This window comes from Haematospirillum sp. 15-248 (assembly GCF_012102665.1).
Lineage (GTDB): Bacteria > Pseudomonadota > Alphaproteobacteria > Rhodospirillales > Rhodospirillaceae > Haematospirillum.
Genome location: NZ_JAAVTF010000006.1, coordinates 43,444 through 69,989 on the forward strand (window position 1 = coordinate 43,444; position 26,546 = coordinate 69,989).

The window sequence follows — 26,546 nt, forward strand, 5'->3', positions numbered from 1 at the left end:
CGCTGTACAACCCGGTAAGTCAAGATTTCGCGTTATCCACAGACGTGGGCGCTGTTACCCATGGCCTGAATCCGGTTTGGCGGGCTTGTCCGGGGTCATGCGGACCAGCACGATCTGGTTCCGCTGCCGTTCAACAACTTCGAAGCGGAAGCCATGGAACCGGAATACTTGGCCTTGTTCCGGTATGGACCGGGTTTCATGCAGCAGAAGCCCGGCCAGGGTTGCCGCTTCTTCATCCGGCAGGGACCAGTCAAACTGACGGTTCAGGTCGCGGATAGTAACATCACCGTTGATCAGCCAGGTTCCACCCTCTTCCTGACAGATGCCGTAGGCGGGTTCATCGTGTTCGTCTGCAATGTCGCCGACGATTTCTTCCAGGATATCCTCCAGGGTCACAATGCCTTGCAGGGCGCCGTATTCATCGACAACAAGGGCAAAGTGCTCCCGGCGCTGGCGAAAGGCTTGCAGCTGGTCCAGAAGGTTGGTGGAATCCGGTATAAACCAGGGGCTGGATGCAATATCGTCGAGCCTGAGCTGGCTGGGGGTGTTGAAATTGGCCCGTACGGCCCGCAGCAGGTCCTTTGCGTGCAGGATACCAATAATATTGTCCGGGCGCTCGCGCCAGAGCGGAATCCGTGTATGCGGACTGGTCAATACTTGGTCAACGATGACATCGACCGGTTGGTCTGCATCGATCGTCATAAGATTGCGCCGGTGTACCATAATCTCGCTGACTTCGACGTCAGCCAGGTCCAGAACGCTTTTCAGCATGGCGCGTTCGTGCCGGACATCGTGATCCTGGCTGGCTATGGCCTCGGTGTGCAGGTCAATCGCTCCCCGTAGTTCGGCCAGCAGAAGGTCTGCGGACTGATGACCCGCCGAGCTGGCGCCGAAAAAGCGCAGGGTCAGGCTGACGACGGCCTGTAGCAAGCTGACAATCGGGTGAAGAAGCCAGACAAGGATGCTCATGATACGGGCCACGCGCAGGGCTGTTACCGTGGTGTGCATCAAGGCCAGCGTTTTGGGCAGGATTTCCCCGAAAATAAGCAGCAAGGCTGTCATGACAGCTGTGGCATAGGCAACGCCGGCGTCACCGAACAGGTTGATCATGATGCTGGTTGCCAAGGCAGAAGCAAGAATATTGACCAGGTTGTTGCCCAGTAAAATAGTGCCGATCAGGCGTTCCCGCTTTCCCAGCAAGCGGTTTACAAGACCGGCCCGGGGGTCATTGTCTTCTTTTTCCAAGGCATGCATCAGGGGGCGTGATGCGGCGGTCAGGGCTGTTTCCGAACAGGAAAACAGGGCCGAAAGCAGCAAAAGAAACAGGATAATGGTCAAGGTTGTAATCATGGTCTATGCCCGCGCGGGCCTTTCCAGTCTGTTCTCAGGGGCCGGTAACAGTACTTCGGGCAGAGGTCAGCGCCTGTTTCAGGATACCCGAAACATCGGCAGGCACAACATCCCGGCACAGGAAAGCCTGCCCAATTCCACGTGACAAGACGAACGCCACGGTGCCGTCCTTGGCTTTCTTGTCTGATGCCATGTACTCAACAAGGCGGTCTGCATCCAGCGGGTGTCCCTCATGGTGGGGTGGAGCTACCGGCAAGCCAAGTGCCCGGAAGTGATGGCGGATCCTGTCAGCGTCTGCAGGTTGGCACAGCCCCATGTGTGCCGAGAGGTCAAAGGCCATAACCATGCCAATCGCTACAGCTTCGCCATGCAGCAGGGTGCCGTCATAGCTGTATGCACGCTCCAGGGCATGACCGAATGTATGCCCAAGATTCAGGAGGGCGCGCACACCGCGTTCGCGTTCGTCTGCCCCGACAAGTCTGGCCTTGGCCACGCAGCTGGTATGGATGGCTTGTGCCAGTGCCGCTGTATCCAGTGACAGCACAGCAGGCCCATTGTCTTCCAGCCAGTGCCAGAATGTGGCATCGTCGATCAGCCCGTATTTGGCAACTTCGGCATAGCCGGCCAGACGCTCCCGTGCAGGCAAAGTGGACAAGGTTTCAGTATCCGTAATGACTCTGAGCGGTTGGTGGAAGGCCCCGACCAGGTTCTTTCCGTGCGCGGTGTTGATGCCCGTTTTACCCCCTACGGAACTGTCAACCTGGGCCAGCAGGGTCGTTGGGATCTGAACGAAATCAATGCCTCGAAGCAAGGTTGCGGCAGCAAACCCGGCTATGTCGCCGACAACGCCACCTCCCAAGGCTATGACCAGGGAAGAGCGCTCGCAGTGGTTGGCGAGCATTTGTTCCTGCAAGGTTTGCAGGATCTTGAACGTTTTACTGTGCTCACCGGGGGGCAGAATGGCCCGCCCGGTACGAAAGCCGCTCTCTGTCAGGCTGCGTTGCAGGGTATCCAGGTAAAGGGGAGCAACATTCTGATCTGTTACAATAAAGGCGTGGCGCCCCTTGGTTATTTCAGCAATCAACCGGCCTGCCTGCGCCAGAAGCCCGTGACCAATCAGGATATCGTAGGACCGTGGACCAAGATCAACAGTCAAATGACGGTACATTTCCGGGGCAGGCATCATTCAGAATCCGTGACAGAGCCGTGGGTGAAGTGGGCAAGTGCCCTGCGAATGCGGCGACAGGTCATGCCAGGAGACTCGTCCTTGGCCTCGATGACGATGTCAGCGCTGGCGTATATGGGATAGCGTTCTCGTATCAGGCGTTCCAGTGTTTCCTGCAGATTGCCTTGGTTCAGAAGCGGGCGGTGCATACGCCCTGTGGTGCGTGAAACCAGTAGATCCAGCTCTGCCCGCAGCCATATTGACACCGCACGATGAGTGATGAGGTCGCGTGTTTCCTCGGCCAGGAAGGCCCCGCCGCCTGTTGCCAGAACGCACGGTGCACCATTCAGGAGGCGTGCAATTACTTTGGCCTCTCCGGCCCGGAAATCCTCTTCACCAAACCGTGAGAACAGATCGTTTATGGTGCAGCCGGCCGCTTTTTCCACTTCGGCATCAGAGTCATGAAAGGGTAGGCTCAGCTGCTTGGCCAGTCTTCTCCCAACGACGCTTTTCCCGGCTCCCATCAAGCCAACAAGAACCAAGCTGCGTGATGGGGGGTGACAGTTTGAGGGAGAGGTGGCTTGGTTTGGGTCGTGCGACATTGAGAAAGTTTGTATTCTTCACTGAGAGTTCTGCATTGTTTCCGGGTTTGCGGCGGAGGGCAAGGGGCAACCGCACCGGGCATGCATGCCAGCAGCCAATGGAAGGCAGGCTGTTTCACGCATTGACTCCATTGTAGCCTACAGTTGCTTTCCTTGAGGTGGCATTCAGTGCTGCTGCGTTGCAATGACTTGGGTACAGGAGTGTTCCGGCTTAATTTCATGCTGATGGTTCTCAAGCTATTATGGATGTGAAAACGCCACGGAGATATCCCGTGGTGTTTTCTTTTTAATAAGTCTGTGGCCCACCGGATTCTTTGTCACTATGAGGTCAAGTGACTGTGTTCGACTTTAGGCAATCTGATCCTGGAGCGTCATTGCCAATGACTGTGAGGTAGGTTTGCTTCCTCAGTAAGTCTAGAGCGCTGATTCCAGAACAGCATATCCAGTCCTGCGATCGAAGAATGTGCTGCCAATTTGCAGGAGAAGCTTCTCGCATTCGCCTTTTAATTCCAAGGGAGGCGCTTCAAGAGGGCTTACGTCACGCCGTTGGCGACGTGAACAACTGCCTGCTTCCGGAACGACCCATCGTGGGGTTAGCGCAACCGCCAAAATAGCCCCCCAGCTTTGCAGATGGTTGCTGATGTCCTGCAGGCTTGAAGTAACCCAGATTCTCGGCTCGTCCGAGGGACGTCGCCGCCCCCTGAGTTCCATCCTCTGGGATATGCTGTCAGAGTCCGTATCACTACTGTGTAGCGATGTCCTTGAGCCAAACTCCGTTAGACTTCTCCAGTTATTTGTAATAACAGCAGCCCGATAATCGACGGTCCATGAATGTCCTTCATCGAGGCGCGCGGCATGTATCCTGTTTGAAATATCATGGAAACGCACCCCTTCAAAATAGGCGACAACGATGCGCAGGAGTGACATGGCTACTTCTGCATCGGCCTCCTGATCATGCGGTGTTCCATCATACTCAGACAGAATCACAACAGACTGTCTTAAAGTGCGCATGGACATTCTGATGCTATTGGGCTGGAGGCCATCGTATTGATCATGGCTTTGCCCGTATCGAGAAAGTCCTGCTACCCGTTCGATATCTGGATAATCATAAGAAAATGGCAGATCGACAGTTCTTGTGTTGGGCCAAGTCTCCGTTGATATCACTGAGTCCCTGGAACCCGGACGCGGTTCACGCATTCTGAAAAAAACACGCCTTCCCGGTGCTCCATTAATGAAGCCCAGAACGTAAAGATCCCTGTCACGAACAACCAAGCTTACAGAATTCCCTATCGGGGTTCTGTTATCTCTGTCCAGATTAATGAAATCTACTAAAGACCGACCATTGCTGATGCGCGTAAATCGCAATGCCCCGGGGGAGTAGGGAGGTATCCGTGATCCCGCCAGGTAGGATGATGCGGCACCTTCTGCGGTTTCCCCCGTTAATGCTGAACGCAATCCATTGATTTCGTCGAGATAAGTGTGACGGTCGGTAGATGATGATGCATGGCGTAGATAGACAACGTGTGGCTTCATTTGCGCAGCTGCAGGCAGCGATAAAAAGCCAAAAATGATCGCGGATAGAATTACACAGAATGCGTTTCTATATCTATTTACCATACTGTACACAGTCATATGTAAATCTCAATCAGAAAGAAGAGTTAAGCTTTTTATAGTCTGTTTTTCGCAGTCACTGTCATAATCGGCTTCGCCGCGTACTTTTATTCCTGTAGCCAGGGCCAAGGAGAGCATCTTATGCATGCCTTTTGTGCCGGAATAATCAATGTTTCTTGTTGTTGTGCCGTAGTTAAAGTCCTTTCCATTAGTTGATCCTGCTGTAGAGAAATGAACACTATAGTCGTCGTGAACTTTTACCAAGGTGACCCTTGCATTATCAAAGCACACAGCAGGACCTTTAGCTTCCGCGTCGTTGTTCATCGTGAATGAGATAAAAATAGCGGACATGATGGCTATGTTTTTTTTCATCTTTTTTTCATTCCGTAACGTAAAAAAACAGAAACGAAAAGATACACATGTGTACACCCGTATGTGAATATCATAATGATATGATTATGATGAATTTTTCTCATTTCTAGTGAAGTGCATTGTGCCCTGCGGGGAGCAGGCGGAAAAAGTGAGTAGGCGTGCAGAGCCTGACCGTCTAGACTGTCGTGGTCTTGCGCGTAGGTGGGCTATAGGCGTGCGTTGTATTATGGAAGAGTATGGTGATGCGTTTTCTTTTGGCTGTTTTGTTTTTGTCTTTGGTGGGTGGTGCAGTTTTCCTGGCTACATGGGATATGCCTCCCCCGCGTGTTTCTTTCGAAAAGGTTGTGCGCTCTGAACGCGTGACGGGGTAGGCATGTGGGCAACCTTTTTTGTCTGACCTGTATCTGTGGGGGAAAATAAGGAGTGGGCGCGCAAGGTTTGCACCACGTTGAATCTTTTCTGGAAATGATGGCGGTAGAACGCGGCGCAAGCCTGCGGACGCTGGAGGCTTATCGTCGGGATTTGCTGGATTTGGCTGAACATTGCCCGCATGTGAATGTGGCGGCTTTGTCTGAGGCTGATCTGCGCTGCTATGTCCGTTCCCTGGATGAACGGGCGATGTCTCCGCGCACGGCGTCACGTCGTCTTTCAACGTTGCGTCAGTTTTTTGGTTTTCTTCTGGTGGAAGACATCAGGAGAGATGATCCAACCACAAATCTTGACAATCCCCGCCTAGGGCGCATGTTGCCCCGGTTCTTGTCCGAGGAAGAGGTTTCACGTCTTCTGGATGCCGCCCGGATGTCTTCCGGTTTTGCAGGGATACGGAGCACGGCCCTTCTCGAGATTCTTTACGCTACCGGCATTCGTGTGTCAGAGCTCGTCGGTCTTCCGCTTGCTGCTGTTGCGCGGGATCAGGAAAGCCTGCGGGTGATGGGAAAAGGATCGCGGGAGCGTCTTGTCCCCCTTACACGGTCAGCGCGCAGTGCTATCCGGGATTGGCTGCCTGTGCGTGAGCATGATCTGCAGAAAGTAAAGAAAGACAGCCGTTGGCTTTTTCCCTCTACAGGAAAGAGCGGGCACCTGACCCGCGATGGCTTTTTCCGTATCCTGCGTGAAATCACAAAGACAGCGGGTATAGACCCGGCCCGTGTATCACCTCATGTTCTGCGGCATTCGTTTGCGACCCATCTTCTGGCCCGTGATGCTGATTTGCGGAGCGTGCAGCAGATGCTGGGGCATCGGGACATCGCAACAACCGAGATCTATACCCATGTGATGGAACAGCGCCTGCACGACGTCGTGATCCGTGCCCATCCCCTTGCCCGCAAAGCGGCAGACTCAGCAAATGACAAGACCTGAGCCTGCTTTGCGGACGGGGGTGGCATAGAGGATTTTCAGTGCAGGGGGCGTTCTGTCCTCTGCTGCACGTCTTGTTCCGGATCCTCCGGGTTCGTGTGGTTGCTGTCTGCTATCTCGTTTGCGTTTCCTGTTCGCGCGCGCCTTTCAAGGCGCAGGAAGGATGAGCGCGCAAAAGGAATGCTTCCCAGATAAATCAGTCCCACTATGCCCAATGTTGACCATGGTTCTGTCACCAGGAATGTTGCCAGCAGGCCGATCCCGATCATGAAAGGCAGAACCCAGCGGGTTGGAATGCGGAACCGTTTCATGGAATAGGTCGGGATCCGGCTGACCATCAGAAATGATACGCCAAGCATGTACGGGCCAACCAGCCATGGGCTGGAAAACACACCACCCTCGAATTCAAACGACATGACCATGGGCAGGACGCCAAGGAAGGCCGCTGCCGGAGCCGGGGTACCAACAAAGTAGTTGTGTGCATACGATGGCAGGTCCGGTTCGCCCAGCATGGTGTTGAACCGTGCCAGACGCAAGGCCATGCACAGGGCAAAAAGGACACATATGGCCCATCCGATGCCACCGGCGCTGCTCATGCTCCACATATACAGCAGAACAGCTGGTGCAACGCCGAAGCTGACCACATCTGAAAGGCTGTCCAGTTCGGCCCCGAATTTGGATGTGGACTGCAGCATCCGGGCCACGCGACCGTCTATGCCGTCAAAGACAGCAGCAAAGAATATGGCAATCACAGCATGACCGAATTCACCGCGCAGGCCGTAGCGTATGGAGGTTAGTCCTGCAGACAGGGCCAGCAGAGTAATCAGGTTCGGCAGCATTTTGTTGAACGACAGGCTTTGCAGGCGTGCCGTATGATGCAGCGGCATGATTATACAGCCTTTCCTTCACGGGCTGGTTCGTCTGTTGTCAGATCGGCCAGCACGGTTTCACCAGACACGCAAACCTGGCCAAGGATCACCAAAGGGTTAATGCCGGGAGGCAGGTAAATATCCAGACGTGAGCCAAAGCGGATCAGGCCAAAACGATCACCGGTCTGGCAAGCCTGGCCTTCATGAACATCGCAGCGAATGCGCCGTGCAATCAGCCCGGCAATCTGCACGACACCATATTCCCGGCCATCGGGCAGGGCGATGCGCAGCCCGTTGCGCTCGTTATCTTCACTGGCCTTGTCCAGTGTGGCGTTGACGAATCGTCCCGGCTTGTAAATCACAGAGCGTATTTCACCCGCGCATGGGATCCGGTTTACGTGGCAGTCAAACACGCTCATGAAGACGGATATGCGTGTGACCGCTGTATCACCCAATCCCAGTTCAGGGGGGGGGACCATTTCCCCGATCATTTGTACCACACCGCTGGCCGGGCTGATCATAAGTCCGGGGCGTGTCGGCACATAGCGTACTGGATCGCGGAAGAAGAAAAAACACCATACTGTACCAACCAGGCCGATCAGGCCACCAAGCCACCCTGTCAGCAGGTACAGGACAAGGGCCAGAGCTGCGAAGACGGCAAGAAAACGAGGCCCCTCCTCATGCAGAGGGGGCATCAGGAAGCGGCTCCAGGGGACGTCGACAGATTTCACGATCAACCTTCTTGCAATGGACAACACAGCACCGCAAGCAACCAAGGGTACCTATGCGGCCCGGCCAGAATAGACCTCTCTTGTCATGATAGGAAGTACAGTGTTTCCCGGCAGTGAATCTGGTCGTTTGAGCGTAGCCCTCTTCTGTCGGGGATGCCATCATGGGCTTGTGGGGCCGGAGGTCTCCCTATCCGATCCGGGTCCCTGGTTACAGGAGAGGTGTAGCGTGAGCGTTTCCATCCTGCATCACGAAGAGGCTCTGAGCCTGAAGTCGCTGTCCTTTGACGAAGAGGGTTCGGTTTCGCGCCGCCGGACCATTGGTCCTCTTGACTTCTCTTTTTCCAGTCACGGGCTGACGTGGAGTTGTCGTTTCCTTGAGAAGCAGGGGCGGGCTCGTCTGACAATGGCAACCAGCATCTGCTCGGTTCCGGGGCGCCCGGAGCGGATGGAGGCGATTGCAGCCCTGATCCGGGCTGCAAAAACGGCTGGCCTGCACTTTACCATCCAGGAGGGGCATGTGCTCCTTTTTGATCACCATCCCCTGTCGATACCTGTAACGCCCGTGCGTCTTCTGACTGCCCTGACGAAGAAGGTCTTGGTCTGCAAGCCATGGGCCATTGCGCTACAAGATGCGGCCTCCGGTGCCCTGTTCCGCTGAAGGCGGTCAGGATTCTTTGCTGCGGGATGATGGAACCACAAAGATCTGACCTGGGTAAATCAGGTCAGGATCCCGGATTTGACCACGGTTCGCATCGTAGATAACGGTGTAGGCCAGTCCATCGCCATACGCACGGCGAGCCAGTCGCCACAGACTGTTTCCTTCCTGTACGATAACGCGGCGGCCTTCGGGCATGGAGTCCATCTCTATCCTTTGGAAGGGCAGCTCGATACGGGCTTTGACCGCTCCCTTGTCATCCACAAAGTCGGCTCGCAGAGTGTGATCACCCAAGGCGGCTTTCTGTTCCGGGCGGATACGCCATATTCCTGCTTCCCGTGACTGAGCCTCGCCTGCCGGGTTGTTGTCCAGATACAGGCGGATCAGCCCCGGTCCGGATGAGCGGCCAGACACTGCAAGGGTGCCGTTCCGGTCGTAATCAATGGTATCAAGAGAGAGAAGGCTCCCCTCTGGAAGGGGCGCGGCACCTTGCAACAAGGTACTTTCACCGGTCTTCTGGTCGGAACGCACAGCCAGTGTCCGCGTGCCTTTGTGTTCCGGCACAACCAGTATCACAACATCGCGTGACGGAATATCCGTCCCATTCTGGTCTGTGGCTCTCAATGTCAGCTCGCGGGAGCCTGGTGGCAGAGGTTGATCCGGAAGGAAGACCCATTCACCGCGTGCGTCTGTGATGACTTTGCCCAGTTCCCGCATGCCGTCCATCACAACAACTGTGCTACCCACCGGTGCCCGTCCGGCAATGACGGTATTGCCTTCGGGGTCAATGCGTACAACGTCAAACGATGCTTCCCGGGTTGCATACATTGTCGGGGCAGGCATGGATGGGGGGATGTCTGTCCCGGGCGTTGGCAGAACAGCTTGCACATCGGTTGATGGTCTCTGGATTGCGGGGGTTGCGACAGACAGGGGGGCAACCGTATTGCCTTCGTACGTTATCCAGGCCAGAAGCGCGGCTGTTCCTGCAAGCCCAACCCCGACGGCGACAAGGAACAACGGCTTGCGGAACAAGGGCACGGCACCACGTGCGGCCTTGGTGGCTGTCTGGTTTTTCTTTGCTGTCATGTCCGCAAGTCCAATGTCTGGCGCAAACTGTCTCGGTGGAGTGGTCTGCTCTTTATGCCTGAAGATGCACCGTACGGCAAATGTTCCCGCTCAATCATGCAAGGCTATGTGGTGAAAAATCCATCTATGGGTTGCGGTTTGCAAGGGCCAGAATGCATCCGGCCATAACAGGGATCGAAGCAAGAAGAGCGGCCCATAAGGGCTTGGCCCACACAGGACCGGGCATGCGGCGTGCCGTTGGGCCGGCAAAAAGACCAAGCCCTGTAATCAGGAGGGGGAGGATGGATCCGGGCCACCGTGCTCCCAGCCCTTGCGCCAGGCCAAGAAGAGCGCCACCTCCACCAAGAATCGCCGATGATGACAGCCCTGTTCCTAGCGGACTGGCCAGAACAAGAACGCCAGCTGTAGCTGCAGCCAAGGCAAAGGCCGGTCCTGTCACCGGCTCTGCCTTGATAACCGAGGCGATCAGCCCGATGCCAATGGCAAGGACCAAGAGAATGGACAGCCCCTGTGTGCTGCGTTCGGGTTTGTGATGAAGATCAAGGCCAAGCAGCGTTGTAACCCAGACCATCGTTAAAAGGATGCAGCCCACCATGAGTTCCATGCGCGTTACCGGTCCGGCTGGAAGACGGGTCGGGAAGCCGAAAGCGGCCCAGATACACACCGCAGCAAATAAAAGAATGAACGGAACGCGCAGCCATCGGCGGGCATCGGTGCTGTCCAGCACGATACCCGCCAAGGCTCCCCCCAAGGCAACATGTGCCGTTTGCTCAAGAAGTCCTTCCGTACTGAAAGAGAACCCTGACATCCAGGCCCAGCTGGCAAGAAAACCGGCGGGAATGCCGCTGGCTGCCAAGGCTTGACCATGGCCGGGACCTCCGGTCATCCGAATGATACACGAGACAGTCACGGCTAGGCCGAAAGCAAAGGATACGGGTGCAATCAGGTCATTCATTTGGTCTTCTGGGATCGGTTGTTCGAAAGGCTGCTCCAGAGTCCGGGGCACGGCTTTGAAGAGGGGGATTGTCTGTGATATCTGCTCTGGTCAAAGGCGCATGCACCCCCGATACACAACAGATCCAAGATATCCGGGAAGGAGATTACCCGGTTTCCAGTTCGCTGTCCCAGTAAAGATAGTCACGCCAGCTTTCGTGCAGCCAGTTGTGTGGAAAAATCCGACCGATATCCCGAAGCTGGTGACTGGACGGGCGGAACGGTTCACGTATCAGGGGCATGTAGGCTTCCGAGGGAGTCCGGTTGGCTTTGCGGAGATTGCAGCACCCGCACGCAGCCACCACATTGATCCAGTTCGTCCGCCCTCCGCGAGAGCGGGGAATAACATGATCGAAAGTCAGATCGTGTGTTGGAAGTCGTCGTCCGCAGTACTGACAGCGGAACTGGTCGCGCAGGAAAACATTGAAGCGGGTGAAGGCGGGGTTTCGGGCGGGGGGGGCGTAGTCTTTAAGGGCTATGACACTGGGGAGTCGGAATTCTACGGATGGCGATCGAACAACCCTGTCATATTCCGATATTACATTGACCCGTCCCAGAAACACGGCCCTGACGGCATCCTGCCAAGACCACAGGGAGAGCGGGAAGTAACTCAAGGGCCTGAAATCAGCATTCAGGACCAAGGCCGGGGATTTTTCGAGCGTTGCCAGCAAGGTCGTTCCCCTCTTGCTTTGGGAACGGGGCTGTGCGATGTCCGTTCCCGATGCTCCCATGGTGCGCGTCTTGTCTGTTCTTGTCAAAGCCCTGGGGTGGGTTGCTGTTGACGGGACATGTCAGCCCGCAATCCCCGGAAAACAAAATGCCTGATGTTACCCGCTTTGCCCCCAGTCCTACGGGCTATCTCCACTTGGGCCATGTTTTTTCCGCGTGTTATGCCTGCCGGCAGGCGGGTCCCGGTGGGCGATTCCTGCTGCGGATTGAGGACATTGATCAAACACGCTGTCAGGACAGGTATGCAAACGCCCTGATTGATGATCTGGCGTGGCTTGGATTGTCTTGGGAGCATCCCGTCCGTTACCAGTCGCAGCATCTTGGTACATACAGTCTTGCCTTGGGACAGCTTGAAAATCAGGGGCTGATTTACCCTTGTTTCTGTACCCGTTCCGATATTATGCGGGAAGTGGGGGATATTCACCGTGCTCCCCATGGTCCTTATGGCCTTTTATACCCGGGGACATGCCGCTCCTTGCCGCGTCATGAGTCTGAGCGGCGTCGGGAATCAGGGGTTCCATATGCCTTGCGGCTGGATATGCAAGCGGCTCTGAGCCGGACTGGCTCTCTCAGCTGGAGAGACGGCAGCCGGGGTCTTGTCGGGGTGCCAACGGACGGACTTGGCGATGTTGTCCTGGCACGCAAGGATACGCCGACCAGCTATCATCTTGCTGTTACCCTGGATGATGCTTTGCAGGGTGTGACATTGGTAACGCGGGGCGAGGACCTGTTTCAGGCCACCCATGTCCACCGTATCCTGCAGGCGCTTCTGGAGCTTCCGGTCCCGCAGTATCACCATCACCCCCTTCTGTTGGATCCGCAGGGGCGGCGCTATGCCAAGCGCGACCGGTCTGTCACGATACGATCCCTCAGGGCAGCCGGGGCCACCCCTCAGGATATTCTGGCCATGATCGACCGGAAGGGGTGATCAGGTTTCCGTTGCGCGTACCGTGTTTTTATCATGCGTTGGTGTCTGATCCATGTGGTGCAGTCCGGCACGAAGGTAATCCCACCCGGTTACAGCTGTCAGAAGGGCGGCAATCCAGAGCAGGACCGTTCCGATATGTTCTGCCGGTAACCAGGATGGCGCAGCTGATCCCACCAGCAGAACCGGCAGGGCAACCATCTGAACGCCGGTCTTCCACTTGGCCAAGTTGGTCACGGGCAATCCCACCTTGGCTTCAGCCAGAAATTCCCGCAAGCCTGACACCAGAATCTCCCGACACAGGATAACCAGCGCCGGGAGAACACCCCATGCATCGATCCGGTGAAAAGCAACCAGCATCATCAGGACAGAAGCAACCAGAAGCTTGTCGGCAATCGGGTCCAGGAAACGTCCCAGACTGGACACCTGTTGCCATCGGCGCGCCAGCCAGCCATCCAGAAAATCGGATATTCCGGCCAAGGAGAACAGCCCGAGGGCAATCCAGCGCATGGTTGGTGAATCAAGGTAAAACGTGGCAACCAGCAACGGGATTGCCACAATGCGGAACAATGTCAGCAGGTTTGGCAGGCTGGACACGATGCAAGAAGCTCCCCGGAGCATGGACAATGAAACAATCCGGCACAGTTTAGCGGCCGGGATGGAAGTAACCATAGATTTTTTTTGCCAGCGCCTGGCTTATTCCCTCTACAGCAGATAAATCACTGATGCCGGCTGCGGCTATGCCACGTGCTGAACCAAACGCGTTTAAAAGGGCTTTTTTACGGCGAGGACCAATGCCTGGCAGATTGTCCAGGGTTGAGGTACCGATCGCCCGTGATCGTTTTGCCCTGTGTGTGCCGTTGGCAAAGCGATGCGCTTCATCCCGCAGTCTTTGCAGGAAGTAATGTACTGGATGGGATGGTGGCAGGGTAAACGGCTCCCGTCCGGGTTGGTGATAGGTTTCACGTCCGGCATTCCGGTCCGGACCTTTGGCAATACAGATCAGGTGGACGTTGTTGATGTTCAGGCTTTCCAGAACGCCCAAGGCGGCATTCATCTGTCCGGCACCGCCATCAACCAGGATAACATCTGGATAGGTACTGCCTTCGTTATCCCCAGCCTTGCCACGGCGAAAGCGTCGGGCAAGAACTTCCCGCATCATGCCAAAGTCATCGCCGGGTGTTATGTTGTCTCCACGAATGGAGAATGTGCGATAAGCCTGTCGCACAAAGCCTTCCGGTCCTGCGACAATCATACCGCCTACAGCGTGGGTACCCTGGATATGGGCATTGTCATATACCTCAATGCGTTCCGGCGGAGCAGGAAGGGCAAAAACTGTGGCCATCTCCTGAAGAAGAGTGCGCTGGGCCGATGTTTCGGCCATGCGCCTTCCCAAAGCTTCCCGGGCGTTGGTCAGAGCGTGTTCAACGGCCTTCATTTTGCTGCCACGGCGCGGAATGCGTACATCAACCCTGTGTTCGCATCGCAAACGCAGGGCATGCTCGAGTGTTGTGTGATCCAGTACATCTTCTGACAGCAGTACCAAGGGGGGAGGTTGGTGGGTTGCGTAGAACTGTCCGACAAAGGCCTCCAGTATGGCGCCGGATTTGTCTTCGAACGCATGATATGGAAAATAGGCTCGGTTGCCCCAGTTCTGCCCACCCCGGAAAAAGAAAACCTGGATACAGGTTTGTCCACCAGCCTGGTACAAGGCGATGACATCGGCATCGGCCAGTCCTTCGACATTAATATCCTGGTGTGCCTGAACCTGCAACAAGGCTTTCAGCCGGTCGCGCAAACGGGCGGCCTGCTCAAACTCCAGTGCTTCGGCATGAGCTTCCATGTGTTGCACAAGCTGCTGGCGAATTTCGGTGCTGCGACCTGACAGGAAAGACCGGGCCTGGTCCAGCAATGTTGCATACTCGCTCTGTTCGACGTGGTTGACGCATGGTGCGCAGCATCGCCGTATCTGGTGTAAAAGGCAGGGGCGGCTGCGGTTGGCAAAAACCGAGTCTGTACAGGTACGGAGCAGAAATGCCTTTTGCAGGATGGACAAGGTCTCGGTGACAGCTCCGGCTGATGCAAAGGGACCAAAATATTCCCCGGGAAGGTCGCGTGCTCCGCGGTGTTTGACCAGCCTGGGAAAGTCATGCCCACTCGTGATGACAACATAGGGGAAGGATTTGTCATCGCGTAGCAGGATATTGAAGCGTGGTTTCAGCTTTTTGATCAGGTTGGATTCCAGAAGCAGGGCTTCGGCTTCGGTATGTGTGGTCACAATGTCCATGGACATTGTTTCCCGTACCATCCGTTGCAGGCGCAAGGACAGGGATTCTGGTCGCGTATAGGCGACAACCCGTTTCTTCAGGCTTTTGGCTTTCCCAACGTACAGGACCACTCCCTGCTCATCCAGCATCCGGTATACGCCCGGAGAGTCCGGAAGGGTCTTCAGGACAGAGCGTATCAACGCCTCGCCGCGCATGGCTTCTGGTGCGGTGTCATGGCTGTCTGATGGAGAGGGTGGGCGCTTGCTCATGGTATGTTCTATCGCACGGGGGTCCCTGATCCGTCAAAGGCCCACGGTGGGCTGACATGGACTCTCTTTTCCGGCTGTCCACGGAATCTGTGGATAAAGTCGTGCATGATATGGGTGCTCTATCCTGAGTCCCCCGTAACGCCTTACTATCAAGCCATTTGCCTAAAAAATAGGCAAATTTTCTGTTTAATGATGGAGGGAAGCTTCAGGCGATACTGGAATACCTTACGATCTGAAACGGCCTTGGTGTTGATAACGTACGGCAAGAGTAGGAGTAAGTGTGTGGATATCCTGTTTGCGTAATTATCCTGTTTTACAAAGAAAGTCAGTATAGCCACCTGTTTGAGACGTCGTGCTATTTTATCCACAACCATGAGGCGCCACCATGATCATGAATGGTCCTTTCCGGGCGGTTGTTCAACAGCAGTCTCAGGGAGGAAGGAGGTGGCTCAGCCGTTCAATTTCCACCCCGACAATGGCATCGGGGATTACATCCAGCTTTTCGATGCGCACCCGGGCCGAGCGGATCCGGCGATCCTGCAGGCAAATGTCGGCAATGCGGGTTGCCATGGTCTCCACTAGGTTGACATGACCGTCATGGGCAACGGACCGGACACAGTGGCAAATGTGTTCGTAACAGACCACTCCGGCCAGGTCATCATGTTGTGTTCCTGGCTGCTCCAGAACCCCAAGGTCAACATTGACACGGACCCGCTGGGGAGCTGTGTGTTCGTGTTTGTAGACGCCGATCAGGCACGATACGATCATGTCGCGTACGAAGACGTGGCGGATCCTGTGCGATGCATTGGCAATGGATGGTATGACAGGCTTTATTGGCGCAAGAACGGGGCCAGAGGGGTGGTCTGTATGGTCTACGGGGCCCGGTCCGGGCTTGGCTAGCCGTGTGGTCATTAAAAACAGTACTCCGGGTACGGAACGGGAATCAAAAGAGCCCCTGTTATCTCTTTATTCTTCGGGGGGGGTGCCGGGGGCGGGAAAACTCCAACCAAGATGCTGCCCGCCATCCAAGGCTATCATTTGGCCTGTCATGGACCGGGCTGCAACAAGAAAGCGCACAGCATCGGCAATTTCTGACGGGTTGGTCCCGTGATGCAGGGGGACGTTGTCGCACTGCGCACGGAACTGTTCTTCCGTTTGCCGGCTGCTGGGAAGTGTCGGGCCGGGCCCTATGGCATTAACCCGTATGCGTGGTGACAGGGCTAGGGCCAAGGTCTGTGTCAAAGCCCAGAGTCCGGCCTTTGAAAGGGTATAGGTCATGAAATGGGGAGTTAGATTCCAGACCCGCTGGTCAATAATGTTAACAATACAGCCCTGTTGATCAGCTGTCAGCATGGATGCCATGCTCTGGGCCAGGACAAATGGTGCTCTGAGATTGGTCTCCATGTGATGATCCCAGCTGTCCCGGGTGGCCGTTACCACATCGTCATAGGTAAACGTTGATGCATTGTTGACCAAGATGCCGATGGAACCCAAGTGGCTGGTAACTTTTTGGCACATGCTTTCTGTTTCATCATCCCGTGCCAGATTGGCCCGGGCAACAATGGCTTTTCCGCCCTTGGCTTCGATTTCGGCAACAACCTGGTGAGCTTCTGTTGTTGATGTGTGGCAGTGCACAGCCACAGCGATGCCATCGGCAGCCAGAGAAAGGGCGATCTCGCGTCCAATCCGGCGCCCGGCACCGGTCACCAGAGCTGTCGGGGGAAGTGTTGGAGGCAAGGTGCAGGCCACAGGGGTCTCTCCGTCGGGTAGAAAATCAGCCCTCTTTCCTGCCCTGACAAAGGCATTCTGTCCAGTCCTGCCGTGTCGGAACCCGACTCCGGTGCATTGTGGCCCGGCTTTGGGTTTCCATCGCTGGCCTTGTGGAAAGACTGTCGCCCACGGGACACAGGGTATTTCTCTGTATACGAGCGGGTTCACGATGTTTTCGGCGTCCGTTGGGCCTGTTCGTTGCCCCGGGACTATCGTCAGGAATTGACTTGAATATTGGATAAAATTAAGACTTACGCACATAAGCACTGTGGAATGCGCCGGGCCTTGCTGCGGCGCCCTCTTGATTCGGGAAGGAAGCAACGAACATGGCCAGATACTGGATAGTCGGAACGGTCTTCTCGATTGTAGCGGCTGCGGCGCTATATGGATCAGCGGCCCTTGCCAAGACGGCAACCGGGCCTTCTGTTATCTTGCTGATCGTATGCCTTCTGGCAGGTTTCGGGATTTTCCGGACCATATCCATTGCCTTCGCCCCTGATGCCGCGCAAGAGGAGTCACCGGAGCCTTGGCGTGGTACATTGGCAACAGTCGGTGTTTTGCTGGTTGGTCTGGTTGCGCTCTTTCTCTACATCGGCACTTATGTTGCCGGTGTATTTGGTGTTAGTGGCTTCCTGACTTTGCCTGCTGTCTTGTTGACGTTCCTGGCCTTGATCCTGGTTGTCATGCTGACAGGAGGCAAGGTTGAGGGTGAGGGCGAACGTCACGACGGAATGCCCTGAAGATACGGTGTGTTGAGAGGATCAGCGTATGGGGTGTGCCCTTTGGTCGGGCATCACCCCTTTGTTTTCATTATGGTACTGTTTCAATGTCCCACGGCATGACAGGCACGGCTGTCAGGGCATTTTTCGGTGATCCTTCAATCAGCTTGTCAGAATAAACAAGGTATAGCAGAACATTCCGGCTCTGGTCATAGAACCTGACGACCTGCATCGTCTTGAAGAGGATGGATCGCCTTTCGCTGAATACGTTGTCGCCGTCTTTTGCTTTCAGATTGGCGGGGACGGTGATGGGTCCAACCTGACGGCAGGCTATGGATGCGTCCGATGTGTCTTCGGCCAAGCCCAGGGCACCGCTGATGCCACCTGTTTTCGAGCGGCTGATGTAGCATGTAACCCCGGGTACATCCGGGTCATCAAAAGCTTCTATGGCAATTTTGTGATTGGGTCCCAGCAGCTTGAAGGCCGTATCGACGGATCCAATGTCTTCTGCCCCTGAGGGGGTACTCTTTAGCAGGGTGATGCAAGCAAGGGCGGCGGCAAGGTATTTCATCCGTTTCTCTCTCCGTATCGGCTGTCTGTTCAGGTGTGTGCGTCTTTTACGGAGCTACGAATACTATGCACTGGCTGGTACCGTCACGGTAGAAATGATACGTTTTGCCGTCCAGTGCCTTACCATCAACATCAATCAGGTTCCAGCCCTTGAGGGCAATGCCTGTCAGGCCACGGCCCTTGTCACCGGAAAATTGGATGTACATCCGGTTCTTGTATTTCTGATTGAACCGCCCCAGTCCACACAGGCGTGAAAGATTATTGTCGCGCCGCCCGACATCCCAGTATGGCGCGTTGGATTTGGCATAAATACGTGCATTTCCATCCCATGCCTGGCTTGTGGAAGGCCAAGGCAAGGCAAGGGCCAGAGCCGCCCCGTACCACAGGATATGCAACAGAAAAGCCTTGGCCATGCCCTGAAACCCGTATACATGAGGCCATGATACGCCCGCCTTGGGGTAGTCTAGGGATGATTGCTTGCCAAATCCTGAACAGCAGGGTGTTTGTTGATATTCCACACGATTGGTGCCGGGAAGCCATAGTGTGCCATAGCTTTCTCGTATCCGGCAGACAGCCGGGATACCAAAGCCCGGTCCGTGCCACCGGGGCTGACCATGCCAGTCAAGCGTGCGGTTTGCCGGGCTATGGCCGCACCGGAATCAAGCCATGTCACGGGGCGGGGTGCGGTATCTTCCAGAATATGCCGAAGAAGGGGGTAGTGGGTGCACCCCAGAACCACCGTATCCAGATCCGGATGCTGGAAGAGTGGTGCCGCTTCTTCGGCAATATCTGTATCCTTGATCACATCACCCCGCAACCAGGCTTCAGCCATAGCGGCCAGACGGGCGGTACCATGCCGAACCAAGATACAATCCGGTGCTACTTTCTGCTTCAGGGCATCGATATAGGAGCTTGTAATGGTCCCCGGTGTTGCCAGAAGACCGATCACGCCGCTTTTGCTGCCCTGGGCTGCTGGTTTCAGAGCGGGTACGGTCCCAACAAATGCCATTCTGGTGAAGGTATCCCGAAGTGTATCCAAGGCCAGTGTTGAGGCCGTATTGCAGGCGATGACAACAATATCAGGGCGCTCTGTCTCTATAAGATGACCCAAAGTCCTGACAAGATGGGAACGCAGAAACAAGGGGTCGCGATCTCCATAAGGGAAGAACGCTGCGTCTGCGGCATAGGTCAGTGCCGCCCCCGGCAGGGACAGACGGATCTCTGGCACAACAGAAAGGCCACCAAGGCCGGAGTCAAAAACAAGAATACGGGTCATTCTGAGAGAAAAAGGGCTCGTGGATGTGAAAACCAGGAGCCCTTGATGACGGTCTGCTATGATCGTGTCAAGCCTTGTACTGCGATATTTTGCTCTTGCTCCGCAATGGCGCGGGCCATTGCGGCCTTGCGTTGCTTTTCGCGTCGTACCATCAGCCAGCCTGCGACCAAGACACAGATTGTAGCCAACGATATCAGGATGGTTGCCAGTGCATTGATCTTCGGAGTTACCCCCAAGCGGACGCTGGAAAAAACAACCATGGGCAGGGTTGATGACGATGGGCCGGCAACAAAGCTGGTAATGACCAAGTCATCGAGAGAGATTGTAAACGCCAGGAGCCATCCCGCCAGAAGGGCTGGGCTGATGATCGGCAGCGTTATGAACAGGAAGGTCTTGAATGGCCTGGCCCCCAGATCCATGGCTGCTTCTTCCACGCTTTCGTCCATCTGGGACAAGCGTGCTCGCACAACAATGGTGACGTAGGACATGCAGAACGTGATGTGGGCAATGGTAATGGTTGTGATACCCCGTCCGTCCGGCCATCCAATCAGGTCTTCCAGGGCGACAAACATCAGAAGAATAGAAAGCCCGGTGATGATTTCGGGCATTACCATGGGAGCGGTGATCATCCCGGAAAACAGGGTTTGTCCCCGGAATCGACGAAACCGTGTCAGCACGATGGCCGCCATTGTACCAAGCACGGTGGCAAAGGTAGCGGTCAGGGACGCAACAAGCAGGCTGACCTTTGCCGCAGCGATAATTTGCTGGTCACGAAACAGCTCACCATACCAATGCGTTGAGAAGCCACTCCATACTGTTACCAACCGGGATTCGTTGAACGAATAGATGACCAGCAACAGGATCGGGATATACAAAAACGCAAACCCGAAGGCCAGTGTTGTAATGAGAAAGGGAGAGCGACGGTTCATCAGGTTATCTCTCCTTCCTTTCCGTTCTGGCGGTTCTGGTAATGCTGGAACAGCATGATGGGTCCGACCAGGAACAGCAGCATCGCCACGGCAACAGCTGATGCAGCGGGCCAGTCACGGTTGTTGAAGAATTCAGCCCACAATACTTTGCCGATCATCAAGGTTTCTGCGCCACCCAGAAGATCCGGGATGACAAATTCCCCGACGGCAGGGATGAAAACCAGCATGCAGCCAGCGATAATACCCGGCATGGACAGGGGCAAGGTGATGCTCAGGAATGCCTTGAACGGGCGACAGCCGAGATCTTCTGCCGCTTCCAGCAGTGAGGTGTCCATCTTTTCCAAGGTTGTGTACAGCGGCAGCACCATAAAAGGGAGGTACGAATATACAAGGCCGATATAGACCGCGATTTCCGTGTTGTAGATGGGCAGGGGCTCATTGATCAGGCCAAGGCCCATCAGGAAGTTGTTCAGAAACCCTTGTGGCTTCAGGATGCCAATCCAAGCATAGACGCGGATCAGGAAGCTGGTCCAGAACGGCAGAACCACCATCAGCAACAGGACGCTGCGGATTCCCTCGGGAGATCGCGCGATGCCGTACGCCATTGGGTAGCCGAGCAGCAGCGTCAGCAATGTCGAGATCAAGGCGATCTTCAGCGAGCTGAGATAGGCACCGATGTATAGGGGATCGGACAGAAGGTACTTGTAAGCTTCCAGCGATACGGTCAGCTTGAGATATTGATCATCAACCCACTCAATCAGTGGCGTATACGGCGGAATACCGACCATGAATTCAGCAAAGCTGATTTTCAGGACGATGACAAAGGGAGCCAGGAAGAAAAGCAGCAGCCAGCCATAGGGCACGGCAATTACCAAACGCCGTCCGCCCAGTCCCAAGCGGTTCGGAGGTATTGTGGCGCTGTCACTGCTGTTGTGCCGCGAATGGTGGGGATGAACAGCCCCTTCATCCTCAAAGATGACAGGGTTGCTCATGACGTTACGACCACAACACTACTGCCCTCAAACACGATCCAGACCCTGTCCTCCCACGTGATTTCCGGCTGGGAGGAGCGGGTCTGGTTTTGCATGTCCACGCGTACGATGCGACCGGTATCCAGCCTGACCAGGTACGTGCTCTCACCGCCCAGATAGACAATGTCCTGAACGGTGCCGGCAGAAATGTTGTGACTGGTATCCGTCGGCATTTCTTTTGACAGGGTGATTTTCTCGGGGCGGATTGCCGCGTATACCGTAGCCCCTTCACGGGCGCTGATGCCGTGTCCGACATAGATTGGTGTATCAAGGTCACTTGATTGTGCCACGATATGATCAGGCTCGTCTTCGATCAAGATGGCTTCAAACAGGTTTACGGATCCAAAAAATTCCGCAACATACCGGGTGTTGGGATACTCATACATTGCGTATGGAGTATCAACCTGGAGAATGTGCCCCTGGTTCATGATGGCAACCCGGGTTGACATGGTCATGGCCTCTTCCTGGTCGTGTGTCACAACCACAAAAGTCACGCCGAGACTCTCCTGGATACCAACCAGTTCCAGCTGCGTGCGTTCGCGCAATTTCTTGTCAAGGGCAGCCAAGGGTTCATCCAGCAGCAGGACTTTCGGTCGCTTGGCCAAGGCACGGGCCAAGGCTACGCGTTGACGCTGGCCACCCGATAATTCATGTGGACGGCGGCGTGCCAGATGCCCCAGTTCCACCATGCCCAGCATTTCTTCGACACGGTTGCGGATTTCAACGCGCGACAGGTTGTCCTGCTTCAGGCCGAAAGCGACGTTCTGTTCCACAGACATATGCGGGAACAGGGCGTAGGACTGGAACATCATGTTGACCGGACGTTCATAGGGCGGAACGTCTGTCATGTCCTGTCCGTCGATCAGGATCCGTCCGGCAGACGGGGTCTCAAATCCTGCCAGCATGCGCAGCAAGGTCGTCTTTCCGCATCCAGAGCCGCCAAGAAGGGAAAAGAGTTCCCCCTGATATATGGTCAGGGATACATCGCTGACAGCGACAAAGTCACCGAAACGCTTGGTGACATTTTCAATACGGATGAGTGCTTTTACAGTCTCTTCCGGGCCTTCTCCCTTTTCGGTCTTGCTAACCTTGTCGCGGAGATTTCTGGCAAGTTGTGACATTCCGTGCGTGATCCCTGATTCAAAAGCACGCGGCCGTTACGCCCTGGTCTTCCGAACCGGCGAGAGCGAGGGTCGCCGAGCAGGCATACCGATGACTGGAGCGAATGGTGCCGACCAATACAGGTGAATAGGCCTGCCGTAAAGGGCGAACCGCCTGCCCGGCCACGATTGGGGGCAGGCGGAGACCAAATATTTCTTATATTCCTGTCTTGATCCGATTCCAGATCCGGGTGAAGACCCGTTCAGCTTTTTGATCCGGAACCTTTTTGACAAACAGATGCTTCATGACGGACTCCGGAGGATAAACCCCTGGGTCGTGGCGAATGGCATCATGAATCAGGTCAAAAGATTTGGTGTTTGCATTGGCATAAAACACGCTGTTCGATATTCCGGCCGTAATCTCCGGCTTCAGGATATGATTGATAAACTTCATGGCATTGTCCGGATGTGGGGCATCCTTCAGAACACCCATGAAGTCAAACCAGATTTCGCTGCCTTCCTTGGGAATGACGTATGTGACCTTTACGCCTTTGCCTGCTTCTTCAGCACGGTTGATGGCCTGGAACATGTCGCCCGAGAAGCCCATTGCCACGCAGATGTCGCCGTTGGCAAGGGCATTGATGGACTCCGAAGAATGAAACTTGGTCACGAAAGGGCGAACTTTCATGAGCAGTGCTTCAGCTTTCTCGATATCCTTTGGGTCTGAAGAATTTGGATCAAGTCCAAGATACTTCAGTGCAGAAGGAAAAACCTCGGACGGGCTGTCCATCATATACAAGCCGCATTTTGACACTTTTTCGGCCCAGACAGGATCAAACATAAGCGCCCATGAATCCACCGGCGCATCCGGGCCGGCGACTTCGGCGACCTTGGCCGGGTTATAGGCCATGCCGTTGGTGCCCCACATGTAGATGATGCCGTGGGTGTTATGTGCATCGAACTCCTGGGCATCCTTCATCAGTTTTTGGTCCAGGTTGCCCAAGTTGGGGATCAGGTCCTGTTTCAGGGGCTGGTACACGCCGGCCTTGATCTGGCGCTGGAAGAATGCGCCGGTAGGGACAGCAAGGTCATAGCCGGACTTGCCGGCCAGAAGCTTGGCTTCAAGCATTTCATTGGAATCGTAGACATCCACGGTCACCTTGATTCCTGTTTCTTTCTCAAAGCTCTGGATCGTATCTTCACCCAGATAATCCGACCAGATAAACAGGTTCAGCTTCTTCTCTTCCTCGGCCTTCACCGGTGTGACAACCGTCATCAGGGCAAGCGCGGGGGCAAGAAGGCCGGAGAGCGCAATCCGGAACCTGGACATCGATAATTCCTCCCAGATCATGGCCGGTTCCCGCACATCAAACGGGACCGGGAAGTGTTTTGCATGCCATGCAACAGGACACAGCCAAGCAGGACCGACATTGTGTGGACGCCGGTGTGCCCGATTTTACAGCATGGCGCGTACGCGGATGAAATGTCGCAACCTTTTGGATGCTGTGCAAGTTGATATTCTTGCTGAATTCATTCAAGTTACATCTTGCTGATGTGGACGGACAGAACCGGGAGACAACATGCAGAATTTCTCTATGTCGTGGTATGCTGCCTCCGCCCACGAGGCTGCCCCGCGTCCTGCATTGTCAGAAAACTGTCATGTTGATGTCTGTATTGTTGGTGCAGGTATTACAGGGTGCTCTGCCGCCTTGCACTTGGCGCAACGCGGCTATCGTGTTCTGGTCCTGGAAGCTGGACGGATCGGATGTGGTGCATCCGGGCGTTCCGGCGGGCAGATGATTGCGGGCTATAATCTTGGGCAGGACAGGATTACCCGGCTGGTTGGCAGGGATGATGCCCGCCATTTGTGGGATTTGTGTGAAGAGTCCCTCTCACTGACCCGTTCGCTTGTTGCAGAGCATGCCATCGATTGTGACTTTGTGAATGGTCACGTGATGGTCGGGGAGAAGAGCCGGCATGCCTCTGCCTTGCATGCGCTTTGCCGGGAGTGGGAAGACGGCGGGCGCAAGGAGCTGGAGCTGTGGGACCACGCGCAAACCCAGACCCGTGTTGCAAGCCCTCGTTATACATGCGCTCTCTATGATCCTAGTGGCGGGCACTTGCATCCATTGAACTATACCCTTGGACTTGCATCTGCAGCCGAGCGTGCCGGGGCTGTTTTTTGTGAGCAAACCCCGATGGTGTCCTGGCAGGATGGCGATCCTGCTGTTGTCCGGACCCCTCATGGGCAGGTTTATGCACGCTTTGTTTTGTTCTGCGGCAATGCCTATCTGTGGGGAAGCGAGCCTACCCTTGCCCGCACGATTATGCCGGTTGGCACCTATATTGCGGCGACGGAGCCTTTGGGGGAGGCGCGTGCCCGTGCGCTTGTTCCCGGTAACGAAGCGGTGGCCGACTGTCGCTTTGTCCTGAACTATTTCCGCTGCTCACGTGATCATCGTTTGCTCTACGGTGGGCGCGTCAGTTACTCGCGCCTGGATCCCCCCAGTGTGTCGGAGGCTATGCGAAAAAGCATGGTGGATTGTTTCCCGCAGCTGGCCGATGTGCGTATTGATTACGCATGGGGTGGATTGGTTGCCATTACCATGAACCGTATGCCTCACTTCGGACGTCTGTCACCAAATGTCTTGTTTGCTCATGGTTTCTCCGGTCATGGCATTGCCTTGACCGGATTGGCCGGCAAGTTGATGGCCGAAGTGATTGATGGCCAAGCCGGCCGGTTTGATGTCTTCACCCGTATACCACACCATGCCTTCCCCGGGGGCCGCTGGATGCGCACGCCGTTGCTGGTTCTGGCAATGATGTGGCGTCGTTTGTGTGATGTCTTGTAGCGGTCTGGAACAGGTTAACAAGGGCCGGAGTTGCAGCGTGGCTGTTTTACAGGTATTCCAAGGTAAGGTGAAGGATGACGGTGAGTTCCTCATGACTGATCTCAAGGCGGGTGTGAACCAGCTTTTTCTCCGCGAGGAGGAGCTGCGGCGCGGTATGGAGCTTCTGTTCTTTGCCTATCGTGATTTTACAGCCGAAGCTGATCTTGTGCTACGCAAGCTTGGCCTTGGTCGTGCGCATCACCGGATGATCTATTTTGTCGGGCGTCATCCCGGGCTTAGCGTATCTGATCTGCTCTCGATCCTGAAAATTACCAAGCAAAGTCTTTCGCGTGTTCTGGGGGAGCTGGTGCGTGATGGCTACATTATCCAGAATCCGGGCACCAAAGACCGGCGACAGCGCCTTCTGGATCTGACCGAGAAGGGCTATGCCTTGGAACGCCAGCTTTTTGAGAGCCAGAAAAGTATTCTGGCGCGTTCTTACCGTGATGCGGGGGGGGAGGCTGTTGACGGCTTCCGGCATGTCCTCTCGGGCATGATCCTGCGTGAAACAGACCGTGCAAAGCTTTCTGTGCCCGGTGGTGCCAAGGTACCTGATCTGGACCGGACCTGATGCCGTGAATGATCCAGTCGACGCGCCGGCTCATATTCTGGTTGTGGATGACGATACGCGTTTGCGTGATCTTCTGCGTCGTTTTCTGGGGCAGGCGGGATATATGGTCTCTGTTGCTCCCGATGCGGCCGAGGCCAGAATGCAAATGTCTGCCGTAGAATTCGATTTGCTGATCGTCGATATCATGATGCCCGGTGAAGATGGTTACAGTCTGACCCGTGCAATTCGTCAACAGTCTGATGTTCCCGTTCTGATGCTGACCGCCAGGGGAGAGCAGGAAGATCGGGTTTCCGGCCTTGAGACCGGGGCTGATGATTATCTTGGCAAGCCTTTTGATCCGCGGGAGCTTTTGCTGCGCATCCAGGCTATTCTGCGCCGGCGGCGGCCAAGGCCCGTTGATGTTCAGTCTACTGTTCGCCATATCCGTATGGGGCAGTGTTCTTTTGATCTTCAGCGTCGGGAACTTGTGTGCAGTGGGGACCGGGTGCATTTGACAACGGCAGAAGCGGATTTGTTGGTGGCCCTGACCCTGCGCAGCGGGGAACCTTTGTCGCGGGAGGATCTGGCCGATGCCCTTGGTATTGAGGGGGGTGTTCGGGCTGTTGATGTGCAGGTCACCCGCCTGCGACGCAAGATAGAGGTTGATCCACGCCAGCCCCTTTATCTGCAGACGGTGCGTGGCATTGGTTATTGTTTGAGGCCGGACTGA

The 26,546-nt window shown here is 55.4% G+C and carries 27 protein-coding genes and 1 pseudogene; 7 read left to right on the plus strand and 21 right to left on the minus strand.

What is annotated here, in order from left to right:
• Window positions 1-54: 54 nt before the first annotated feature.
• The 5 genes from HEQ72_RS06850 to HEQ72_RS06870 form a co-directional block, all read right to left on the minus strand.
• Window positions 55-1,350: an HlyC/CorC family transporter gene (locus HEQ72_RS06850; RefSeq protein WP_168022941.1), complete on the minus strand. Its 1,296-nt coding sequence runs from the start codon at window positions 1,348-1,350 to the stop codon at window positions 55-57.
• 34 nt (window positions 1,351-1,384) lie between these two features.
• On the minus strand, window positions 1,385-2,536 hold the full coding sequence (gene aroB / locus HEQ72_RS06855; protein WP_168019375.1) for a 3-dehydroquinate synthase: 1,152 nt from the start codon (window positions 2,534-2,536) through the stop codon (window positions 1,385-1,387).
• Window positions 2,533-3,117, minus strand: coding sequence for a shikimate kinase (locus HEQ72_RS06860; protein ID WP_168019374.1), 585 nt, complete (start codon window positions 3,115-3,117; stop codon window positions 2,533-2,535). Before HEQ72_RS06860 ends, aroB begins: the two co-directional genes overlap by 4 nt.
• A gap of 414 nt (window positions 3,118-3,531) precedes the next feature.
• A complete protein-coding gene (locus HEQ72_RS06865; protein WP_168019373.1) occupies window positions 3,532-4,650 on the minus strand; it encodes a ribosome-inactivating family protein in 1,119 nt (372 codons plus the stop codon).
• A gap of 108 nt (window positions 4,651-4,758) precedes the next feature.
• Complete coding sequence (locus HEQ72_RS06870) at window positions 4,759-5,100, minus strand: hypothetical protein (protein ID WP_168022942.1); 342 nt, start codon at window positions 5,098-5,100, stop codon at window positions 4,759-4,761.
• A gap of 438 nt (window positions 5,101-5,538) precedes the next feature.
• On the opposite strand from HEQ72_RS06870, the gene HEQ72_RS06875 reads away from it, so the two are divergent.
• Window positions 5,539-6,459, plus strand: a complete 921-nt coding sequence (locus HEQ72_RS06875; RefSeq protein ID WP_168022943.1) for a site-specific tyrosine recombinase XerD — start codon at window positions 5,539-5,541, stop codon at window positions 6,457-6,459.
• Window positions 6,460-6,644: 185 nt separating this feature from the next.
• Here HEQ72_RS06875 and pssA read toward each other — a convergent pair.
• Both pssA and HEQ72_RS06885 read right to left on the minus strand, forming a co-directional pair.
• Window positions 6,645-7,343 (minus strand): annotated as a pseudogene (gene pssA, locus HEQ72_RS06880) (CDP-diacylglycerol--serine O-phosphatidyltransferase); the annotation flags it as partial.
• 2 nt (window positions 7,344-7,345) lie between these two features.
• Window positions 7,346-8,056: a phosphatidylserine decarboxylase gene (locus HEQ72_RS06885; protein WP_322099493.1), complete on the minus strand. Its 711-nt coding sequence runs from the start codon at window positions 8,054-8,056 to the stop codon at window positions 7,346-7,348.
• A gap of 226 nt (window positions 8,057-8,282) precedes the next feature.
• Between HEQ72_RS06885 and HEQ72_RS06890 the strand changes: the two genes are divergently transcribed.
• Window positions 8,283-8,714 carry a hypothetical protein gene (locus HEQ72_RS06890; RefSeq protein WP_168019369.1) on the plus strand — a complete coding sequence of 144 codons (432 nt, stop codon included), beginning with the start codon at window positions 8,283-8,285 and terminating at the stop codon, window positions 8,712-8,714.
• Between the two features lie 6 nt (window positions 8,715-8,720).
• On the opposite strand, the gene HEQ72_RS06895 is transcribed toward HEQ72_RS06890, so the two are convergent.
• The 3 genes from HEQ72_RS06895 to HEQ72_RS06905 all read right to left on the minus strand — a co-directional run bounded on the left by HEQ72_RS06895 (window position 8,721) and on the right by HEQ72_RS06905 (window position 11,521).
• Window positions 8,721-9,797: a LysM peptidoglycan-binding domain-containing protein gene (locus HEQ72_RS06895; RefSeq protein WP_168019368.1), complete on the minus strand. Its 1,077-nt coding sequence runs from the start codon at window positions 9,795-9,797 to the stop codon at window positions 8,721-8,723.
• 124 nt (window positions 9,798-9,921) lie between these two features.
• Window positions 9,922-10,752: a YfhO family protein gene (locus HEQ72_RS06900; protein WP_168019366.1), complete on the minus strand. Its 831-nt coding sequence runs from the start codon at window positions 10,750-10,752 to the stop codon at window positions 9,922-9,924.
• Window positions 10,753-10,897: 145 nt separating this feature from the next.
• Window positions 10,898-11,521: an HNH endonuclease gene (locus HEQ72_RS06905; RefSeq protein ID WP_168019364.1), complete on the minus strand. Its 624-nt coding sequence runs from the start codon at window positions 11,519-11,521 to the stop codon at window positions 10,898-10,900.
• Window positions 11,522-11,607: 86 nt separating this feature from the next.
• Here HEQ72_RS06905 and gluQRS point away from each other — a divergent pair, with 86 nt between their 5' ends.
• Window positions 11,608-12,447 carry a tRNA glutamyl-Q(34) synthetase GluQRS gene (gluQRS, locus tag HEQ72_RS06910; protein ID WP_168019362.1) on the plus strand — a complete coding sequence of 280 codons (840 nt, stop codon included), beginning with the start codon at window positions 11,608-11,610 and terminating at the stop codon, window positions 12,445-12,447.
• Here gluQRS and pgsA read toward each other — a convergent pair whose 3' ends face one another.
• From pgsA to HEQ72_RS06930, 4 genes are all read right to left on the minus strand, one after another.
• Window positions 12,448-13,044 (minus strand): CDP-diacylglycerol--glycerol-3-phosphate 3-phosphatidyltransferase, encoded by a 597-nt coding sequence (gene pgsA, locus HEQ72_RS06915; protein ID WP_168019527.1) that lies wholly within the window; start codon window positions 13,042-13,044, stop codon window positions 12,448-12,450.
• A 46-nt stretch (window positions 13,045-13,090) separates the two neighbouring features.
• Entirely contained in the window at window positions 13,091-14,980 is a 1,890-nt protein-coding gene (gene uvrC, locus HEQ72_RS06920; RefSeq protein ID WP_168022944.1) for an excinuclease ABC subunit UvrC, read from the minus strand.
• A 429-nt stretch (window positions 14,981-15,409) separates the two neighbouring features.
• Window positions 15,410-15,892, minus strand: a complete 483-nt coding sequence (folB, locus tag HEQ72_RS06925; protein ID WP_168022945.1) for a dihydroneopterin aldolase — start codon at window positions 15,890-15,892, stop codon at window positions 15,410-15,412.
• A 54-nt stretch (window positions 15,893-15,946) separates the two neighbouring features.
• On the minus strand, window positions 15,947-16,729 hold the full coding sequence (locus tag HEQ72_RS06930; protein ID WP_322099494.1) for an SDR family oxidoreductase: 783 nt from the start codon (window positions 16,727-16,729) through the stop codon (window positions 15,947-15,949).
• 347 nt (window positions 16,730-17,076) lie between these two features.
• On the opposite strand from HEQ72_RS06930, the gene HEQ72_RS06935 reads away from it, so the two are divergent.
• Window positions 17,077-17,490, plus strand: coding sequence for a hypothetical protein (locus HEQ72_RS06935; RefSeq protein WP_168019356.1), 414 nt, complete (start codon window positions 17,077-17,079; stop codon window positions 17,488-17,490).
• Window positions 17,491-17,560: 70 nt separating this feature from the next.
• On the opposite strand, the gene HEQ72_RS06940 is transcribed toward HEQ72_RS06935, so the two are convergent.
• The 7 genes from HEQ72_RS06940 to HEQ72_RS06970 all read right to left on the minus strand — a co-directional run bounded on the left by HEQ72_RS06940 (window position 17,561) and on the right by HEQ72_RS06970 (window position 23,726).
• Window positions 17,561-18,040, minus strand: coding sequence for a CreA family protein (locus HEQ72_RS06940; protein WP_168019354.1), 480 nt, complete (start codon window positions 18,038-18,040; stop codon window positions 17,561-17,563).
• Window positions 18,041-18,086: 46 nt separating this feature from the next.
• Complete coding sequence (locus HEQ72_RS06945; RefSeq protein WP_168019352.1) at window positions 18,087-18,452, minus strand: hypothetical protein; 366 nt, start codon at window positions 18,450-18,452, stop codon at window positions 18,087-18,089.
• Window positions 18,453-18,502: 50 nt separating this feature from the next.
• Entirely contained in the window at window positions 18,503-19,315 is an 813-nt protein-coding gene (murI, locus tag HEQ72_RS06950; protein WP_168019351.1) for a glutamate racemase, read from the minus strand.
• A gap of 56 nt (window positions 19,316-19,371) precedes the next feature.
• Window positions 19,372-20,244: an ABC transporter permease subunit gene (locus tag HEQ72_RS06955; protein ID WP_168019350.1), complete on the minus strand. Its 873-nt coding sequence runs from the start codon at window positions 20,242-20,244 to the stop codon at window positions 19,372-19,374.
• A complete protein-coding gene (locus tag HEQ72_RS06960) occupies window positions 20,244-21,236 on the minus strand; it encodes an ABC transporter permease subunit (RefSeq protein ID WP_168019349.1) in 993 nt (330 codons plus the stop codon). The genes HEQ72_RS06955 and HEQ72_RS06960 overlap by 1 nt, the downstream gene beginning before the upstream one ends.
• Window positions 21,233-22,396: an ABC transporter ATP-binding protein gene (locus HEQ72_RS06965; RefSeq protein WP_168022946.1), complete on the minus strand. Its 1,164-nt coding sequence runs from the start codon at window positions 22,394-22,396 to the stop codon at window positions 21,233-21,235. Before HEQ72_RS06965 ends, HEQ72_RS06960 begins: the two co-directional genes overlap by 4 nt.
• 196 nt (window positions 22,397-22,592) lie before the next feature.
• Entirely contained in the window at window positions 22,593-23,726 is a 1,134-nt protein-coding gene (locus HEQ72_RS06970) for a polyamine ABC transporter substrate-binding protein (protein WP_245183117.1), read from the minus strand.
• Window positions 23,727-23,955: 229 nt separating this feature from the next.
• Here HEQ72_RS06970 and HEQ72_RS06975 point away from each other — a divergent pair, with 229 nt between their 5' ends.
• From HEQ72_RS06975 to HEQ72_RS06985, 3 genes are all read left to right on the plus strand, one after another.
• On the plus strand, window positions 23,956-25,227 hold the full coding sequence (locus HEQ72_RS06975) for an NAD(P)/FAD-dependent oxidoreductase (RefSeq protein ID WP_168022947.1): 1,272 nt from the start codon (window positions 23,956-23,958) through the stop codon (window positions 25,225-25,227).
• A gap of 91 nt (window positions 25,228-25,318) precedes the next feature.
• Window positions 25,319-25,837 carry a MarR family winged helix-turn-helix transcriptional regulator gene (locus HEQ72_RS06980; RefSeq protein ID WP_168019523.1) on the plus strand — a complete coding sequence of 173 codons (519 nt, stop codon included), beginning with the start codon at window positions 25,319-25,321 and terminating at the stop codon, window positions 25,835-25,837.
• A 4-nt stretch (window positions 25,838-25,841) separates the two neighbouring features.
• Window positions 25,842-26,546 carry a response regulator transcription factor gene (locus HEQ72_RS06985; RefSeq protein WP_322099495.1) on the plus strand — a complete coding sequence of 235 codons (705 nt, stop codon included), beginning with the start codon at window positions 25,842-25,844 and terminating at the stop codon, window positions 26,544-26,546.